This is a genomic window from Stenotrophomonas sp. 24(2023) (assembly GCF_030913365.1).
Lineage (GTDB): Bacteria > Pseudomonadota > Gammaproteobacteria > Xanthomonadales > Xanthomonadaceae > Stenotrophomonas.
On the sequence record NZ_CP133160.1, the window covers coordinates 963,634 to 982,310 of the forward strand.

15 protein-coding genes are annotated in these 18,677 nt (G+C 69.6%); 3 read left to right on the plus strand and 12 right to left on the minus strand.

Features of this window, described 5'->3' with window-relative positions:
• Positions 1–70 precede the first annotated feature (70 nt).
• A complete protein-coding gene (locus tag Q9R17_RS04275; RefSeq protein ID WP_308157209.1) occupies positions 71–895 on the plus strand; it encodes a S1/P1 nuclease in 825 nt (274 codons plus the stop codon).
• Between the two features lie 17 nt (positions 896–912).
• A complete protein-coding gene (locus tag Q9R17_RS04280; protein WP_308157210.1) occupies positions 913–1,713 on the plus strand; it encodes an MBL fold metallo-hydrolase in 801 nt (266 codons plus the stop codon).
• Positions 1,714–1,737: 24 nt separating this feature from the next.
• Here Q9R17_RS04280 and Q9R17_RS04285 read toward each other — a convergent pair whose 3' ends face one another.
• From Q9R17_RS04285 to Q9R17_RS04295, 3 genes are read right to left on the minus strand one after another with little or no spacing between them, the layout of a single operon-like run.
• Complete coding sequence (locus Q9R17_RS04285; protein WP_308158273.1) at positions 1,738–2,301, minus strand: hypothetical protein; 564 nt, start codon at positions 2,299–2,301, stop codon at positions 1,738–1,740.
• Positions 2,301–3,554, minus strand: a complete 1,254-nt coding sequence (locus Q9R17_RS04290) for a TonB family protein (protein ID WP_308157211.1) — start codon at positions 3,552–3,554, stop codon at positions 2,301–2,303. The genes Q9R17_RS04285 and Q9R17_RS04290 overlap by 1 nt, the downstream gene beginning before the upstream one ends.
• Positions 3,547–3,912, minus strand: coding sequence for a BlaI/MecI/CopY family transcriptional regulator (locus Q9R17_RS04295; protein WP_308157212.1), 366 nt, complete (start codon positions 3,910–3,912; stop codon positions 3,547–3,549). The genes Q9R17_RS04290 and Q9R17_RS04295 overlap by 8 nt, the downstream gene beginning before the upstream one ends.
• 158 nt (positions 3,913–4,070) lie before the next feature.
• Between Q9R17_RS04295 and Q9R17_RS04300 the strand changes: the two genes are divergently transcribed.
• Positions 4,071–6,020, plus strand: coding sequence for an acetyl-CoA hydrolase/transferase C-terminal domain-containing protein (locus Q9R17_RS04300; protein ID WP_308157213.1), 1,950 nt, complete (start codon positions 4,071–4,073; stop codon positions 6,018–6,020).
• 80 nt (positions 6,021–6,100) lie between these two features.
• Here Q9R17_RS04300 and tkt read toward each other — a convergent pair whose 3' ends face one another.
• The 9 genes from tkt to Q9R17_RS04345 form a co-directional block, all read right to left on the minus strand.
• Entirely contained in the window at positions 6,101–8,098 is a 1,998-nt protein-coding gene (gene tkt, locus Q9R17_RS04305) for a transketolase (protein WP_308157214.1), read from the minus strand.
• 189 nt (positions 8,099–8,287) lie between these two features.
• Positions 8,288–9,607, minus strand: a complete 1,320-nt coding sequence (locus Q9R17_RS04310) for a dicarboxylate/amino acid:cation symporter (protein ID WP_308157215.1) — start codon at positions 9,605–9,607, stop codon at positions 8,288–8,290.
• A 57-nt stretch (positions 9,608–9,664) separates the two neighbouring features.
• The gene (locus Q9R17_RS04315) at positions 9,665–11,395 is read right to left on the minus strand and encodes a BatD family protein (protein ID WP_308157216.1); all 1,731 of its coding nucleotides are present in this window, start codon (positions 11,393–11,395) and stop codon (positions 9,665–9,667) included.
• Complete coding sequence (locus tag Q9R17_RS04320) at positions 11,392–13,149, minus strand: VWA domain-containing protein (protein ID WP_308157217.1); 1,758 nt, start codon at positions 13,147–13,149, stop codon at positions 11,392–11,394. Before Q9R17_RS04320 ends, Q9R17_RS04315 begins: the two co-directional genes overlap by 4 nt.
• Positions 13,146–14,153 (minus strand): VWA domain-containing protein, encoded by a 1,008-nt coding sequence (locus tag Q9R17_RS04325; RefSeq protein ID WP_308157218.1) that lies wholly within the window; start codon positions 14,151–14,153, stop codon positions 13,146–13,148. Before Q9R17_RS04325 ends, Q9R17_RS04320 begins: the two co-directional genes overlap by 4 nt.
• Positions 14,150–14,599: a DUF4381 family protein gene (locus Q9R17_RS04330; protein ID WP_308157219.1), complete on the minus strand. Its 450-nt coding sequence runs from the start codon at positions 14,597–14,599 to the stop codon at positions 14,150–14,152. Before Q9R17_RS04330 ends, Q9R17_RS04325 begins: the two co-directional genes overlap by 4 nt.
• Positions 14,596–15,510 (minus strand): DUF58 domain-containing protein, encoded by a 915-nt coding sequence (locus tag Q9R17_RS04335; protein WP_308157220.1) that lies wholly within the window; start codon positions 15,508–15,510, stop codon positions 14,596–14,598. Before Q9R17_RS04335 ends, Q9R17_RS04330 begins: the two co-directional genes overlap by 4 nt.
• An 8-nt stretch (positions 15,511–15,518) precedes the next feature.
• Positions 15,519–16,544, minus strand: a complete 1,026-nt coding sequence (locus tag Q9R17_RS04340) for a MoxR family ATPase (RefSeq protein WP_308157221.1) — start codon at positions 16,542–16,544, stop codon at positions 15,519–15,521.
• A 145-nt stretch (positions 16,545–16,689) separates the two neighbouring features.
• Entirely contained in the window at positions 16,690–18,672 is a 1,983-nt protein-coding gene (locus Q9R17_RS04345; RefSeq protein ID WP_308157222.1) for a type IV pilus secretin PilQ family protein, read from the minus strand.
• Positions 18,673–18,677 lie beyond the last annotated feature (5 nt).

Below are 18,677 nucleotides of genomic sequence, written 5' to 3' on the forward strand. Positions count from 1 at the left end.
GCGGCAGCCCGCGGGCGCGCGGCCACTGCCGGTGGCGCCACCTGCAACCCCGCCCGGCTAGAATGGCCGGATGAAATCCCTTCACGCTCTCTTCCTGGCCGCTGCCCTGGCACCGGCCCTGCTCTCCCTGTCCGCTCCCGCCCACGCCTGGGGCGCGCAAGGCCATCGCCTTGTCGCCGACGTGGCCGAACCGCGCCTGACCCCGGCCGCGCGTGCGGAAGTGAACCGCCTGCTGGCACTGGAACCCGGCGCAACGCTGTCCAGCATCGCGCCGTGGGCCGACCAGCTGCGCGCCAAGGATCCCGGCCTGGGCCGCCGCTCGGCGCGCTGGCATTACGTCAACATCGCCGAAGACGGCTGCCGCTATGAACCGGCCACGCACTGCAACGGCGGCAACTGCATCGTCGAAGCACTGAAGGCGCAGACCACCGTGCTGGGCGATGCCAGCCAGCCCGATGCCGTGCGCCTGCAGGCGCTGAAGTTCGTCGTGCACCTGGTCGGCGACATCCACCAGCCGATGCATGCCGGCTACGGCCACGACAAGGGCGGCAACGACGTGCAGGTGCAGTACAACGGCCGCGGCACCAACCTGCATTCGGTGTGGGACAGCGGCATGCTCAACACCCGCAAGCTGGACGATGCCGGCTACCTGCCGGTGCTGCAGGCCCTGCCGGCACCGAAGCTGGGCCGTGCCGACCTGCAGCGCGATCCGCAGCGCTGGGCCGAAGCCAGCTGCCGCATTGCCGTTAAACAGGGGGTTTACCCGGACGGGCGTAAGCTCGGTGACGAGTACACCGGGCGCTACCGCCCCGTGGCCGAGAGTGAACTGCGCCTGGCCGGCGAACGCCTGGCGCAGCTGTTGAACACCGTGCTGGTGGCCAACGCTCGCGGCTGATGCCGAGGAACACCGTCATGCGCGTGCAGGTCCAGTCGTTTTTCCACCACGACAGCAATACCTTCAGCTACCTGGTCAGCGACCCGGCCAGCGGTGAAGCGGCGCTGATCGACCCGGTGCTGGACTACGACCCCGATACCGATGCCACCAGCGATGCACCGGTGCGCCCGGTACTGGCCGTGATCGAACAGCAGGACCTGCAGCTGCGCTGGCTGCTGGAAACCCACGCCCATGCCGACCATGTGTCGGCGGGGCGCTGGCTGAAGCAGCGCTTCCCGCAGGCCACGCTGGCCATCGGCGAAGGCATCCGCGCGGTGCAGGCCACGTTCGCACCGCGCTACCATCTCGACCTGCCGGCAGACGGCAGCCCGTTCGACCGTCTGTTCACCGACGGCGAAACCTTCGCGCTGGGTACGCTGCAGGCACGCATCATCGCCGTGCCCGGGCACACCAGCGACAGCATCGCCTACCTGATCGACGACGCCCTGTTCACCGGCGATTCGCTGTTCATGCCCGACGGCGGCACCGCGCGCTGCGACTTCCCCGGGGGGGATGCGGCGCAGCTGTACCGTTCGATCCAGCGCCTGCTGGCCCTGCCTGATGCCACACGCGTGTTCGTCTGCCACGATTACGGCCCCGGTGGCCGCGCGTTCGCCAACCAGACCACCATCGGCGAGCAGCGCGCGCGCAACATCCATGTCCATGACGGCGTGGACGAGGCCGGCTTCGTTGCCGTGCGCGAAGCACGCGATGCCACGCTGGCCGAGCCGAAGCTGATGCAGCCAGCGGTGAAAGCCAATCTCCAGGGCGGGGCATGAGCCACCCCCGCGCAGGGCCGGGACCTACCGGCCCTGCGTGCGCACCGTCTGCTGCCCGTGCACGATCTCGAACGTAAAGGCATACAGCAGGCTCACCGCCACCGGCTCGACACGTTCAGCACCGTCACAGTCACCACGGTCGGGCGGTCGCGGGCCCGCGCCGAAGTGGCAGACCGCCGCCGGCGAGAACTGCCATTGCGCCACCGCGGCCTGCGCCGCCTGCAGCAGCGGGGCGTTTTCCACGGCATTGCCCGGCAGGCATTCGGCGCGATCGGCCAACGGCAGGCTGCGTTCCACCCGGCCATCGGCATTGACCACCACCTGCAGGCAGACCGTGGTGGGCGCCAGTTCGCGGCGTGGGTCGCGTTCGCCCACCACCGGATCCGGTGCCACGTGCAGCTGCGGCATGCGGTAGCCCTCGCTGGCCGCCAGTTGATAGGCCTGCACCTGCCCGCTCCCTCCGCCTGCCGGCTGCGCGTTCAAGCGCTGGTGACCCACGTTTTCCGAGCGGGTATCCACCGTGGTCAACTGCCCGGGGCCGGCGCATCCGGCCAGCACCAGCAGCGGCAGCAACCGGCAGGTGCGCATCACGCCCCGTTTTCCGTGTGGGTTTCGCTCTCATCCATCGCGAAGGTGATCGGAATGCGCACGCTGGCCGCCACCGGCGTGCCGTTCTTCAGGGCCGGCTGGTATGTCCAGCGGCGTGCAGCGGCCATCGATTCGGCGTCGAATACACCCGGATTGGTGGCACTCACCACGCGCACGTCCTGCACCGTGCCCTGTGCCGTCACATCCACCTGCAGTGTCACCACGCCGGTCTGGCGCAGTGCCACCGCGCTCTTGGGATAGGTGGGCGGCGTCATCCTGTCCACCTGCACCGGGCGGTCCAGCGCGGCACGGGCCGCATCAGCCTGGGCCGTTGCGAACGGCTCGGCGCTGATCGTCGTCACGCCACCACCACCGCCCTGGCTGGCCCAGGCCACGGCCCCCAGCGACACGCACATCCCGACCAGCAGCACCTGGCCCGACACCCACGGCAACGTCTTTCGCTCGTTCTGCTTCAACATGGCAATTCGCTCCTTCAACAGGGGTTGGCTGCGCCAATGGCAGGCCATCGGTGCAGCGAGATGGGCCAGCTGGGCCTTGAGCAGCGCAGTGGCATAGAGACGGCGCAGGGCCGGATGCGGGGCGATGGTGCGTGCATCGCAGGCCAGTTCCTGGTCGCGCAGGAAACGGCGTGCCGCCCATGGCAGCAAGGGGTGGAACCAGAACAGGCAGCGCAGCACCAGCAGTACGCCGTTGGCCCAGTGGTCGCCATGGCGCCGGTGGTTGCGCTCGTGCTGCAGCACCATGTGCTGCTCATCAGACGTGAAACGCGTGTCGAAGTCCGGGCCGACCACGATGCGGGGCTGCCACAGCCCGACCAGGGCCGGCAGGCCCGGGTCGCCACTGGCCTGCCAGCTGCCGTCGGCACGTGCGGTCAGCCGGCCCAGCGCCTGCTGGAAGCCGCGCTGTGCACGGGTGCTGCGCCAGGCCACCACGGCCACGCCCAGCGCCCACAGCAGCACACACACCAGCGGCCACCCGGGTGCATCGCCTGTGGCGCCCACCGGGCCAGGCAATACGCCCAGCGTCAGCACCGGCAGGGTCACCACCTCCAGCACCGGTGCCGGCATCGGCAACTGCGGGGCCAGCAACAGCAGCGGCAGCAGCCACCAGCTGCGGTAGGCCAGCGCGGCACCGCCCAGCGCCAGCAGTACGGGCCGCAGCACGGCCAGCACCAGCACGCCCACCGCCAGCCACGCACTGGCGCGCAGCAGCAGATCGATCAGCTCATTCATCGCCCAGCTCCTGGATCAGCTGCTTCAGTTCGGCGATGTCCTGCGCACTGAGCTGCCCGCGCTGGCTGAAGTGCGCCACCAGCGGGGCGACACGGCCATCGAACACGCGCCCGAGGAAGTCCTCGCTCTGGGCCTCCACCCACGCCTGGCGCTGCAGCAGCGGCTGGTACAGGTAGCGCCGTCCGTCGCGTTCGGCACTGATCGCGCCCTTGGTGAGCAGGCGGTTGAGCAGCGTCTTGATGGTGGGTTCGGCCCAGTCGCGACCGGCCAGGGCCGCGACCACTTCATCGGCGGTCCGCGGTGCCCTGCCCCACAGCACCTCCATCACCACGGCCTCGGCTTCGCTGATCTGGATCATCGTTTACACTCGTAATCAGACGATTCGATTACGCACGTAATCGAACCGCGTGTCAAGCCCTCGCGTGGCCGGCAGTGCGCCAGCACCGGATGTGGACGGCCGTTCAAACCCGCCATGCTGTAATGCCGTTTCCCCCCTTGGCACTGCACGGAGCCCGCATGACCGAACACCTGGCCGACCTGGATGCCGCCGTCGACTGGTTGCTGGCACGGGTGGAAGGCGGATTGCGGATAGGTGCGCCCCTGGCGCTGGGCAAGCCGCACCGGCTGCTCAACGCGCTGTATGGCCGCGTCCAGGCGGACCCGTCGCGGCCGCTGCAGTTGTACACCGCGCTGTCGCTGAACCCGCCGAAGGCACGCGGCGATGGCCTGGAAGCGCGCTTGCTGGGCCCGTTCGCGGCCCGCCATTTCGGTGCGGATTTCCCGCGGCTGGCCTATGCCGATGCCATCGTGCGCGACCAGCTGCCCACGCATGTGCAGGTGGAAGAGTTCTACATGCAGTCCGGTGCCCTGCTCGGTTCGCGGCAGGCGCAGCGCGGCTATACCAGCCTCAACTACACCCACGCCGCCGATGCGGTGGCGCAGCGCGCGCCGAATGTGATCGTGCAGAAGGTGGCACGCCGCGAAGGCAGCACGCGGCTGTCGCTGTCGTGCAACAACGACATCACCCAGGACACGCTCGATGCGATCGCCGCACGCGGGCTGCCGCGTCCACTGCTGGTGGCCGAGGTGGACCCGCAGCTGCCCTGGCTCGGTGGCAGCGCCGCCGTCGAGGAAACGTTCTTCGATCTGGTGATCACCCCGCCGGGCCCGTACCCGGACCTGTTCGGGCTGCCCCGGCAGCCGGTCAGCGATGCCGACTATGCCATCGGCCTGTATGCCAGCACGCTGGTGCGCGACGGCGGCACGCTGCAGATCGGCATCGGCACGCTGGCCGATGCGCTCAGCCATGCGCTGGTGCTGCGGCACACCGACAACGCCCGCTACCGGCGCGTGCTGCACGCACTGGACCCGCAGCTGGCGCAGCACCCGCTGGTGCAGGACATCGGCGGGCTGGGCCCGTTCGAGGAGGGTCTGTACGGCTGCAGCGAGATGCTCAATGAAGGCTTCCGCCGGCTGGTGCAGACCGGGGTCATCAAGCGCAAGGTGCACGATGACCTGGCACTGATGCAGCGGCTGGCCAAGGGCAGCGCCTACACCGCCGACCATGCCACCCTGGCCGCCGAGGGCGAATACCTGCATGGGGCGTTCTACCTGGGCTCGCCGGAATTCTATGCGTGGCTGCGCGACCTGCCCGATGACGAGCGGCATGCGATCGGCATGCGCCGGATCAGCCAGATCAACCAGCTGTACGGCGGCAACGAGGAACTGGAGCGGCTGCAGCGTCGCCACGCGCGCTTCTTCAATTCCTGCATGATGGCTACCGCACTCGGCGCGGCGGTGTCCGATGCACTGGACGATGGCCGCGTGGTGTCCGGCGTGGGCGGGCAGTACAACTTCGTGGCGATGGCCCATGCCCTGCCGGATGCACGCAGTGTGCTGATGTTCCGTGCCGCCCGTGATGAGCGCGGCCAGCGTGCCTCCAACGTGCGCTGGAACTACGGCCACACCACCATCCCGCGCCACCTGCGCGACATCTTCCTCAACGAGTACGGCATTGCCGATCTGCGCGGCCTGACCGACGAAGATTGCGTGCAGGCCATGCTGGCCATCACCGAAGCGCCCTTCCAGTCCGCGCTGGTCGAACAGGCCAAGGCCGCGCGCAAGCGGGCACTGGACGCTGCGCCACCCGCCGGCACGCAGCGCAATTCACCGCAGGCGCTGTCGGCCGCACTGGCGAGCTTCCGCAGTGACGGCACCCTGCCCGACTATCCGCTGGGCAGTGATTTCACCGAGATCGAACAGGGGCTGGTGAAGGCACTGGGCTGGCTGAAGAGCAACACGCAGACACGCGGCGCAACCGTGCGCACCGTGTGGGCCGCGCTGGGCCAGCGCGCCGGCGATGGCGATGCGCCGTACCTGCAGCGCATGGGGTTGGCTGCACCCAAGGGCGTCGGCGAACGGCTCAATGCACGGCTGTTGAGGCTGGCACTGGCGCGTACGGGCTGAAGCCACGCCTGGCGACGCCCCACACACATACAACGAAAAAGGCCGGCATGCGCCGGCCTTTTCCGTAGCTTCCAAGGGGCTTACAGCGCCTTGGCTGCCTCGACCACCTTGGCGGTGGTGATGCCGAAGTGCTGGTACAGCTTGTCGGCCGGGGCCGAGGCACCGAAGGTATCGATGCCGATCACTGCACCGTCCAGGCCGACGAACTGGCGCCAGAAACCGGTCACGCCGGCTTCCACCGCCACGCGCTTGCGCACGGCGTTCGGCAGCACGGACTCACGGTAGGCCGCATCCTGGCGCAGGAACACGTCGGTCGACGGCATGGAGACCACACGGGTCTTCAGGCCGGCGGCATCCAGCTGGGCCTTGGCTTCGGTCGCCAGCGAGACTTCCGAACCGGTGGCGATCAGGATCACGTCCGGGGTACCGGCGGCATCGGCCAGCACGTAGCCGCCGCGTTCGATCTGGGCGATCTGCCCGGCATCACGCGGCTGGTGCGGCAGGTTCTGGCGGCTGAACACCAGGCAGCTCGGGCCGTCCTGGCGGGTGATCGCGGCCTTCCAGCTCACGGCCGATTCGACGGCATCGCACGGGCGCCACACGTCGTTGTTCGGGATGTAGCGCAGCGAGGCCAGGTGCTCCACCGGCTGGTGGGTCGGGCCGTCTTCGCCCAGGCCGATCGAATCGTGGGTGTAGACGTGGATGGCGTGGGCCGGGATCAGCGCGCTCATGCGCACGCCGTTGCGGGCGTAATCGCTGAACACCAGGAAGGTGGCGTCGAACGGGATGAAGCCGCCGTGCAGGGCCAGGCCATTGGCAATGGCGGTCATGCCGAACTCGCGCACGCCGTAGTACACGTAGTTGGCGTTGGCATCGTCGGTGGCGACCGACGTGCTGCCCTTCCACAGGGTCAGGTTGGAGTGCGCCAGGTCAGCCGAGCCACCGACGATTTCCGGCAGCAGCGGGGCGAAAGCTTCGATGGCCAGCTGCGAGGCCTTGCGCGAAGCGATCGTCGGGCCTTCAGCAGCGACCTGGGCGATGTAGGCATCGGCCTTGGCCACGAAGTCGGCCGGCAGTTCGCCGTGCGAACGACGGGTCAGTTCGGCCGCTTCGGCCGGGTACTGCGCGGCGTACTTGTCGAACTGCTGTTCCCATTCGGCCTGGCGCAGGGTGCCGGTGCCACCGGCGCGCCAGCCGGCGTAGATCTCTTCGGGAATCTCGAACGGACCGTAGTTCCAGCCCAGCTGCTTGCGGGTGGCCTCCAGTTCGTCCTTGCCCAGCGGTGCGCCGTGGCTGGATTCCTTGCCGGCCTTGTTCGGCGAGCCGAAACCAATGGTGGTACGGCAGCAGATCAGGGTCGGCTTGCCGTCCTGCGACAGCGCCGCTTCGATGCCGGCCTTGATGCTCTCCGGGTCGTGGCCGTCGACATCGCGCACCACGTTCCAGCCGTAGGCCTCGAAACGCTCGGGGGTGTTGTCGGTGAACCAGCCTTCGACGTTGCCGTCGATGGAGATGTGGTTGTTGTCCCAGAAGCAGACCAGCTTGTGCAGGCCCCAGGTGCCGGCCAGCGATGCGGCTTCATGCGACACGCCTTCCATCAGGCAGCCATCGCCCATGAACACCCAGGTGCGGTGGTCGACGATCTCCAGTTCCGGGCGGTTGAAGCGCTGTGCCAGCAGCTTCTCGGCCAGGGCGAAGCCCACGGCATTGGCAAACCCCTGGCCCAGCGGGCCGGTGGTGGTTTCCACACCCGGGGTTTCATGGCGTTCCGGGTGGCCGGCGGTGTGGCTGCCCAGCTGGCGGAAGGCCTTGAGCTGCTCGATCGGCAGGTCGTAACCGCTCAGGTGCAGCAGCGCGTACTGCAGCATCGACCCATGGCCGTTGGACAGCACGAAGCGGTCACGGTTGAACCACTGCGGGTTGTTCGGGTTGTGGCGGAGGTAGTCGTTCCAGAGGACTTCGGCGATGTCGGCCATGCCCATGGGCATGCCGGGGTGGCCGGACTTTGCGGTTTCAACCGCATCGGCGGCAAGGAAGCGGATGGCGTTGGCCAACTGGCGACGGGTAGGCTGCGTCATGGTTCTGTCGGAATCGGGAGGCGGCCGCGGACGTGCGGGCGGCCTATTGTCGCAGCTTGAGCGCCTCGGCGCTCGCGCGACACCCTTCACATGCCGTTTCACGGGCCACGCCCCCGACGAAAAAGGGCCGGCGCCCTTCCCCGCGGGAAAAGGCGCCGGCCCTGGTCAGGCCAGCTGGGCCGCCCGCTGTCAGTCGCGGTGCGGCACCAGTTCCGGGCCGTCCTGCGGCTCGCCCTTGGCCACCAGGGTGGTCAGGGCCAGATCGCCGGTCACGTTCAACGCGGTACGGCACATGTCCAGGAAGTGGTTCACGCCCAGGATCAGGCCGATGCCCAGCGGGTTCACCCCGACCATGGCACAGATCATCGCCACCACCGGCAGCGAGCCGGACGGCACGCCGGCCGTGCCGATGCCGCCCAGGATGCACACTGCCATCACCATGAACTGCTGGCCGATGGACAGGTCCACGCCGAAGAACTGGGCCAGGAAGATCACCGTCACGCCTTCGAACAGCGCGGTGCCGTTCTGGTTGGCGGTCGCGCCCACGGTCAGCACGAAGCGCGACACGCGCTGCGGCAGCTTCATCTGGTCGGCCACGCGCAGCGCGGTCGGCAGGGTGGCGTTGCTGGACGCGGTGGAGAAGGCCATCACGGTGGCCTCCTGGGTATCGCGGAAGAAGCCCAGCGGCGAACGGCCGGACAGCCACACCGCCGTACCGTAGGTCACCACCATGTGCAGGCCCAGGGCCAGCACCACCACGCCCACGTAGGCGCCCAGGCGGATGATCAGTTCGAAACCGAACAGTGCGGCCAGGTTGAACATGAAGCAGGCCACCGCGTACGGGGCCAGGCGGATGACCAGGTTGATCAGGGTCATCGAGATCTCGAACACGCCTTCGATGGCGCGGCGCAGCGGGGCGACCTTCTCTTCATTGGTCAGCACCATGCCGATGCCGAACATCAGGGCGAAGAACATCAGCGACAGGATCGCGCCGTTGTCCGAGGCGGCCTGCAGCACGTTGCTCGGCACGATCGACAGCAGCATGTCCATGCCCTTGGGCGTGCCATGGATACCGGCGACGATTTCCTTGCTGCGCTCGGCGTTCTCCGACAGCATCTGCGCGGCCACATGCGGGTCCACACCGGCACCGGGCTTGAGGACGTTGACCAGCACCAGGCCGATGCCCACGGCGATACCGGACAACAGCACGGTATAGGCCAGGGTCTTCCAGCCGATGCGGCCCAGGGCGCGGATGTCCCCCATCTCCGACACGCCCATGATCAGCGCCGAGAAGATCAGCGGCACGATCAGCATGAAGATCAGGTTGAGGAACAGACCCGAAGCCGGGGTGGTGACGTAGTCCATTACCCACTTGGCACCGGTCTGCAGGCCTTCGATGCTGCCGCCCAGGGCGTGCACGATCAGGCCCAGGACCAGGCCGAGCGCAAAGCCGATGCCCATCTTCCAATGCAGGGGCATCTTCTTCTTGCCGGCAGCCGTTGCTGTCATACGCGGGATTCCTCGAAAAATGAATCTACTCTAACAAAGCGCGCAAGCCGCGCCGGTTCAGCGACGCGGCGGGGGGTACAGCGGTGCCAGCGCGGTGTCGGCCGCGGTACCGGCAGGCACCCAGCGCGGACCGTCGCGGAAGGCCGCACGCAGGTGCTGGCGCAGGCCGGGCAGATCGCCCTGCCCGCCCCAGCGGGCCTCCTGCAGCTGCTGCAGCAGTTCGCGCTGGCGCGGATCGGCCAGGCGCTCGATGACCTGCTCCAGCCGCGCCACGCCCGCCATCGTGCACAGCACCCGCTCGATAGCATCGAACCCGTCGGCATCCAGGGCCTGGCGCAGTACCGCCGGCGTTGCCGCAAGCCCCCGGCCGGCGGCCGTGCCCGCCCCATCGGGCGGCGTGCCGCCGGCAGAGCGCGGTCCACGCCCGCGCCGCCAGCCCCACCACAGGGTCAACAGCCACAGCACCACCAACCCCGCCGCCAGCGCGAGCCATGGCCAGGGCCATGTGGCCGGTGCGGACGGGGAAACCGGAACGGCATCGCCAACCGCCTGATCCGGCAAGGCCGCCTGGGTATCGATCGGCGTCGGCGCGGGCGGCGCAGCGCTGCCCGGCCGGGCCGCCGCCACGGTCAAGGCCAGGGGCGGCAGCTGGGCAGTGCGTGCCGCCCCCTGGGCCACGTCCCACCAGTGAAGCTGCGGCCCGGGCACGTCCAGGCTGCCGGCCTGGCGCGGCACGATGGAATAGCGGCGGCTGACCTTCAGCCGCGGGCTGCCACCGGCGAAGGATTCGTCGTACTGCGCGGGCTCGGCGAATACCTGTGCGCCCGGCCCCATGTCCGGCACCGGCAGGTCGGTGAACTGTGCACGGGTAGCGCCAACGGCCACCGCCTCGACCACCACGCTGGCCGCTTCGCCTACCCGCGCCGAACCGGGCGTGGCCGTATAGCGCAGCTGCAGGTCGTGCAGCGGCAACCACGGCTGCGGCGCACCTGCGGGTTGCGCACGCACCTGCAGCACGCGTTCGGGCCCGATGGCGCTCATGCGGCCATCCCCACGCCCGAAGAAATCATCGAAGAAACCACCGGCGCTGCGTCCGGTAAAACGGGCGGCAGGCAGCCGCAGCGCACCGCTGCGCTCGGGAATCAGCAGGTAGCGCCGCTCCACCACGTTGTAGCGGCGGCCGTTGACCTGGCGCACATCGCTGCGGTCATCGCCCACCCGCTGCAGCGACGCCCCCTGCGGGGTATCCAGCACCAGTTCGCCCGATGCCAGCTGCGAGGCGAAGAACAGGCGTACCACTACGCCCACGCTTTGCTGCACGTAGGGGCTGGCATCATCGACATCGGTTTCCAGGAAAGCCTCACCGCCAGCGCCAGCGCCAGCACCTGCTGCACTGGCGCCCGGTGCGGCCGTGACCTGCAGCTGCAGTGGCGCGGTGCGCGCCGCCCCCACCGGCAACGCCGGCACCACCAGCGTACCGCTGCGCCGCGGGGTCATGGCCACCCCGTACAGCATGCGCTGCTGCAGCTGGCCGTTGCGCCATTCCACCTGGCGGCTGCTGGTCTGTTCCCCCAGCGCGAAATCCACCTGCAGCGGCGCGTAATCGGGGGCATCACCGCCACTTTCGATGTTCAGCATGACCGTGTCGCCCTGGGCGATCTGCGTGCGGTCCAGCCATGCGCGGGGGGCCTGTGCCAGCGCCAGTGCGCACACCGGCAGCCACAACAGCAGCGCCAGCAGCACCCGCGCTGGCATCCGCACCCAATGGCCGTAGTGGCTGGATGTCATCGTCCTTCCCGTTTCCTGCGTTCGTTTTCCAGCTGGAACTTCGCCCGCAGCAGGTTGCCCGGGTCATCCGGCACGCGCCGCATCCAGGCCTCCACGGCCTGTTGCGCTTCGCGCTGCTGCGGCGTGCGGCCATCGCTGCGGGCCGCTGCCGGCGCCGGCGTGCCCGCGTGCTGCTGCATGGCCTGCTGCATGCGCTGGCGCTGCTCGGCATCGGCCTTTTCCTGGGCCTGGCGGTCTTCTGTCTGCGGCCCCTGCGCGCCGTCCGGGCGGCCGGACTGCGCCTGCTGCGGGGCCGGTCCGGGGGCCTGCGGCGTGCCCCGCTGCCCCGGCTGGCCCTGCCCTTGCGGGTCCTGTGCGGGATGCTGCTGCGGTGGCTGCCGCGCAGGTGAGGACGGCGGTGGCTGCGGCCCGTTGCCCTGTCCCGGGGTGTTCTGCGGTGGCTTGCGCTTGCGGGCGGCATCGACCACGGCGCGGTTGGCCACGGCATCGGCCATGCCGGGCTGCCGGGCCAGCGCTTGGTCATAGGCGGTGATGGCTTCGTCGTAGCGACCCTGGCGCGCCAGCGCGTTGCCCAGGTTGTACCAGCCCGGGCCGCTGTCGATGCCCTCGAAGCGCGCCTGCGCGGTGGCGAAGTCGCCGTCATGGTAGGCCCGTACACCGGCCGCGATCCGCTCATGCGCCACCTGGTCCGCACGCTGCCACAGCGTGCCGGCCACCGGCGCAGCCTGCCGCGCCTGCGCATGCAGTTCGCCGCTCAACGGCAGCACCCCCAGCGCCAGCACGACCGCCAGCACCGCGCGGCGACGGAATGCCAGCAGCGCCAGCAGCATCAGCGGCGGCAGCAGCCAGTACCCCTCGTCGATCCAGACCCGGCTTTCGCCGGGGCGCTGCTGTTGTCCGCCCTGCTCGGCACGCAGCACATCCAGCGCGCGCAGGTCCTGGTCATCGCTGGCAACGGGCTGGTAGCGGCCGCCGCCAGCCGCCGCCAGGGCACGCAGGCTGCCGGCATCCAGCGCCGCCGGCCCGATCTGCCCGCGGCGGTCGCGGTAGGCGGCACCGGCCACGGTGCCCAACCCCAGCGCGGACACCGTGAAGCCCTGCGCGTGCGCCTGTCCTGCAGCGCGTACCGCCTCGGTATCGGCGCGGTCGGTCACCAGCAGGATCTGCCCGCGTGCCGCACCGGCCTGCTGCAGCAGGCGCGTGGCCCACGCCAGCGCACGGTCGGCGCGCTGGCCATCGGCCGGCATGATGTCCGGTGCAAGCGCATCCAGGTACAGCGCCACGTTGGAGGTGTCCTCGGTCAGCGGTGCGACCGTGTAGGCATCCTCGGCGTAGACCACCAACCCCACCTGCCCGCCCTGGCGCTGCGCCAGCAGCGTGCCCAGCTTCGCCCGTGCCTGCAGCAGGCGCGAGGGCGGCAGATCGGTGGCGGTGATCCGGCTGGACAGATCCAGCACGACCAGCAACGGGGAAGCGGCCTGCCACAGCGGTTGCGGTTGCTGGCGCCAGCTCGGGCCGGCCAGCGCCAATGCCGCCAGCCCCCATCCCAGCAGCAGCGCCCACGGCAGGCCTGGGCCGCGCCCCTGCCCGGCCACCAGCAGGTGGGGCAGCAGGTGGGCATCCACGGCCTGCTGCCAGACCTGGGCACGGCGGCCACGGTAGAGCGCCACGGCAACGATCACTGGCAGGGCCAGCAGCAGCCACAACGCCTGCGGGCGCAGGAAATGCAGGGTATCCAGCATGGCCAGGTTCATCGGCGGCGCTCCGGCAGCAGCCAGGCCAGTGCCCCCAGCAGCAGCGCGATGGCCAGCGGCCAGGCGTACCACTCGATGCGGGGCCGCAGCGAAGGCCCCCGCGCAGCGGTCGGTTCCAGCCGGTCCAGCTCGGCGTAGATGCCCGCCAGCTGGTCGGTATCGCGTGCGCGGAAGAAGCGCCCGCCGGTCATGTCGGCAATGCGCCGCAGCGTCGCTTCATCCACCGGGTCCTGGTCCGGTTGTACCTGCAGGCCGAACAGGCGCATGGCGCCGTCGCCACCAAAGGCCACGGTATGGATGCGCACGCCCTCGGTACGGGCCAGTTCCGCAGCGCGCAGCGGTTGCAGCAGCCCGGCGTTGCTGACGCCATCGGTCAGCAGGATCAGCACGCGCTGCCCCTCCGGCTGGGTGCGCAGGCGCTTGACGGCCAGCGCGATGGCATCGCCGATGGCGGTCTCGCGCCCGGCCAGGCCGACCACGCTGTCGCGCAGCTGGTCACGCACGCTGGCCAGGTCGGCGGTCAGCGGCGTCAAGGTGTACGCGCGGTCGCCAAAGATCAGCAGGCCGATGCGGTCGCCGGCACGGCGGTCCAGAAAATCGGCCAGCACCGCCTTGGCGGCCGTGAGCCGATCGACCACCTGCGTGCCCAGCGCCATGTCCGCTTCACTCATGCTGCCCGACACGTCCACCGCCAGCATCATCTGCCGTCCTTCCACCGGGGGCACGATGGCATCGCCCAGGTGCTGCGGCCGTGCCAGCGCCAGGCACAACGCGCACCAGCCCAGCCACAGCAGCAGCCGCTGCAGTGCGGCGCCGGGCACGCGGGGCTGCCCGGCCAGCGACTGCAGATCCTCCGCCGTGTACGGCACGCGCAGGGCCGCGCCCTGCCGCCCCTGGCGGCGCCGCCACACCCGCATCAGCCACGGCAGCGGCAAGGCCAGCAGGGCCCAGGGCCAGGCCAGCAGCAGATCGGGCCAGGGCCATCCTGCCGCCCAGGTACTCATCGGCGCGCTCCCTGCCGCAACGCCAGAAAGCGCGCGCGCGCCCATGCCTGCAGGGCCACGCTGCCATCGGCATCGACCTGCGGACGATAGGCCCCCTCCAGCAGCAGCGCGCGCTGTGCATCGGGCAGTTGCCGGGCCGGGTCGATGCAGTCCAGCCATGGCATTCCCTGCAGCGCCTCGCTGCCCGGCCGCACCTGCCGCTGTGCGCGCCGCAGCAGTGCGGCGATCGCCGCGATGCGCGGTGCACCGGCAGCCGCCGCGGCCACTTCATCATCGAACTCGCGCTGCCAGCGCCGCTGCCGGGCACGACGGCGGTACCCCCACCACGCCACCGCAGCGGCCACGACCAGCAGCCCGGCCAGTACCAGCCACCCGCCCAGCGGCAACGGCCACCAGCCGGGGCTGGGCGGCAGGTGCACATCACGCAGCGGCAGCGTCGCACTCATGCCGGCACCTGCCCGGGCTGGGCGGCCAGCCAGGCATCACTGGGCGCATCGCTGCGCAGCACGTGCACATCGATGCGGCGCGCCGCCAACTGCTGCTGCAGTTCGTGCAACGGCGCCACGAAACGGGCCTGCCACTGCACCTGCGTCTCCACGCCGCGCAGGTCCAGGCCGATCCGCTGCTGGTCCGCCAGGAACTCCAGCTGCGCTGCGGGTGGGTCCAGTTCCAGCGGGTCCACCAGCAGCAGCAGGCTCAGGTCATGGTGCTGGGCCAGTGCCGCCCAGCGTGCCGGTGGAATCTGCAGCGCCTGGCGCGGATCGGCCAGCACCAGCATGCGCGCGCCCGGTCGCAGTACGCGGCCGGCATGGTCCAGCGCACGCGCCAGGCCGAGGTCATCGGCCGGTGGCTGTGCATACCAGCGGGTCAGTGCGTCGAGCACGCGCAGCACGCCACGGGCACCGCCGGCGGGTGCCACCGGCGGTTCCAGGTCACTGCCGCGCAGGGCAGCGATGCGATCGCCACGCCGCTGCGCCGACCACGCCGCCACCGCGCCGGCACGCGCGGCCTGCACCGATTTGAACCGCACGCGCGTACCGAAATACAGCGCCGGCGCGGTGTCGGCCACGATCAGGGTGACCCGTTCGCGTTCGGCCTGGAACAGCTTGGTATGGGCACGGCCGGTACGTGCGGTCACCCGCCAGTCGATATGCCGCGCATCATCACCGGCCACGTATTCGCGCGATTCGGCGTATTCCATGCCACGGCCCCGCAGCGGCGAAGGGGCCTGCCCCGCCAGGCCCGCCCGGCCACGGCGTGGCGGCGGCGGGCGCTGGGCCAGCCGGCGCAGTGCCACCAGTTCGGCCAGGTGCGGGCGCAGGCCATCGCCATCGGCCAGGGAAGGTGCAGCCGCCATCGTCGTGCTCAGGGGGCCGGTACCCGGGCCAGCAGTTCATCCACCAGGCGCTGGCCATCCCAGCCTTCGGCCGTGGCCTCGTAACTGGGCAGCACGCGGTGGCGCAGCACATCGGCGGCCACGGCCCGCACGTCATCGGGGGTGACGAAATCGCGCCCGGCCAGCCAGGCGCGCGCACGCGCGCAGCGTTCCAGCGCGATCGAGCCGCGCGGGCTGACCCCCCAGGCAATGCGGCGGGCCAGTGCAGCGTCATAGCGGCCCGGGTCGCGCGAGGCCAGCACCAGCTCGATCAAATAGCGCTCCAGTGCCGGTGCCATATGCAGGCCCAGCACTTCACGGCGGGCATCGAAGACGTCCTGCAGCGGCAGCTTCCCGGGCGAGGTGCTGACGTTGTCCAACGCCCCACGGGCACGCTCGCGCGCCAGCCGCAGGATTTCCGATTCGGCCGCCTGGTCGGGGTAATCGATGCGCACATGCATCAGGAAGCGGTCCAGCTGGGCTTCCGGCAGCGGGAACGTGCCTTCCTGCTCGATCGGGTTCTGCGTGGCCATCACCAGGAACAGCGGCGGCAGGGCGTAGGTATGCCGTCCCACCGTCACCTGCCGCTCCCCCATCGCCTCCAGCAGCGCGGACTGGACCTTGGCCGGTGCACGGTTGATTTCATCGGCCAGCAGGATGGGATGGAAGATCGGGCCGGGAACGAATTCGAAACGCCCTTCCTGGGGCCGCCAGATCTCGGTGCCGGTCAGATCGGCCGGCAGCAGGTCCGGGGTGAACTGCACACGCGAGAACTCCGCCTCCAGCCGCGCTGCCAACGCACGGATGGCCGTGGTCTTGGCCAGGCCGGGTGCGCCTTCGACCAGCAGGTGGCCATCGGCCAGCAGCGCGATCAGCAGGCGTTCCACCAGGGCGGCCTGGCCGACGATCTCGGCCGACAGCGCCTGGCGTAGCGCGGCGAACGCCTCGTGCAGGCGGGAAGGTGCGGCGGCGGCCGGGGCCACGGCGGTGTCAGGCATCGGGGGAGGCAGGTTCATGGCAGGGTTGGACCGGCGTGGGACGGCACGGGTTCCCTACATCATCGCAGGCCACGGCGCCGGGTGGCATCAAGATCGCCTGAACGCCGGAAACGACACGGGCCGCTGATGCGGCCCGTGTCATCGTGCAGGCACGGCGGCCTGCTCAGCTGCGCTTGGCCACGCGCAGCACCTTCGGGGTCACGAACACCAGCAGTTCGGCCTTGTCCTTGCTGCGGCTGCGCTGCTTGAACAGGTTGCCCAGGAAGGGCACATCGCCCAGGAACGGCACCTTGCTGACGCTGTTGCGGTCGGTGAACTCGTACACGCCACCGATGACCACCGTCTGGCCGTCTTCCACCAGCACGGCCGTGTTGACTTCGCGACGGTTGATTTCCGGCACTTCGCCGTAGCCGGCCAGGGTGATGTAGCGCTGCACCTCGTCCTTCTTCACCTGCATGTTGAGGAACACGCGGTTGTCGTTGGTGATGGTCGGGGTCACCCGCAGTTCCAGCACCACTTCCTTGAACTGCACGTTGGCCTGCGCCGCACCGCCGGCACCGCCACCGCTGATGGTGACGTAGCCGATTTCCTTGCCCTGCTTGATCAACGCTTCACGCTGGTTGGTGGTGACCACGCGCGGGTTGGAGATCACCTCGCCACGCGCTTCCTGCTGCATCGCCGACAGTTCGACATCCAGCAGGTAACCCGCGTTGAGGATGGACAGCGCCAGCGAGCCGGGGTTGTTGCCCAGCGCCGGCAGGTTGAACATCGGGCTGGAGGTGATCTTGTTCGGCTGGCGGATCGGCTCGGACCCAGTGCGGCCACCGGCCACCCAGTCGTTGTAGGCCTTGGCGTAGGTGTAGTCGTTGTCGGACTGATTCTGGATGTTGGCGTGCGTATCACCCAGCTTGCTGCCATAGAACACGTTGTTGCGGTTGCCGGTGATGCCGAACTTCGCGCCCAGGTCGCGGGCGAAGGTATCGGTGGCGATGACGATGCGGCTCTCGATCAGCACCTGGTCGACCGGGCGGTCGATGACGTTGATCAGCTCGCGCATGCGCGCGATCTTCTTCGGAATATCGCTGATCATCAGCGTGTTGGTGCGCTCGTCGGCAACGATGCGGCCGCGACCGGACAGGAAACCACTCTCTTCCTGTGCGCTGGAACCGCCGCTGCCGCCACCACCGCCACTGCCACCGCCGCCGATGCCACGCGCCTCCGTCAGCGCTTTGAAGATGGCCGTGGCGCTGTGGTAGTTGATCTGCACGTAATCGGTGACCAGATCCTCGCGGTTCTCGATGGCGATGCGCGCGTCTTCCTTTTCCTGTTCGAACTTGGCCAGTTCGGCCTGCGGGGCCACCCACACCACGCTGCCATCACGGCGCTTGTCCAGGCCCTTGGCCCGCAGCACGATGTCCAGTGCCTGGTCCCACGGCACGTTGACCAGGCGCAGGGTGACATTGCCCTCCACCGAATCGGACGCCACGACGTTCAGGTTGGACTCCTCGGCGATCAACTGCAGCACGGTGCGCACCGGCACGTCCTGGAAGTTGAAGGTGACCGGCTTGCCCGAATAGCCACGCTGGGCAACCGCCGCAGCGGCCTGGGTCACGGTGCCGGCGTTGATCGCCCCGGTCGCCGCGGCCGCCTGGCGCGGCATGATTTCCACCACGTACTCGTTGCCGCTCTGGTAGGCCAGCGATTCGGCCGGCCCGCTGGTGCTCAGCACCAGCTGGGTGCCCCCCCCGTAGGGCTTGGGCTCGATGCGCTGCACCGGCGTGGCGAAGTCGGTGACGTTCAGGGTCTTCTGCAGGTTGGCCGGCAGCCGGGCATTGCCGACATCAACCACCACGCTGTTGCCCTGGGTACGCAGGTCCGGATTGGCGCCCTGCCCGTCGAACTGCAGGATGAGGCGGCCGGCGCCGTCATCACCCCGCTTGAAATCGATCCGCGACACCGACAGCGCCGCAGCCGGTGGCGTGGCCGGCGCGCCGTGGGCGGCCAGCGCCGCGCCCTGCGGCTTTTCCGCAGGAGCAGCAGCCAGCGCCGGGGCACAGGCCAGCATCAGCGCGACTCCCAACGCGCCGATGGGGTTCAAGGTAGAGCGCCGGATGGGACGCAGCCCCTTGGCTTGGTGAAAGGTCATCGTGC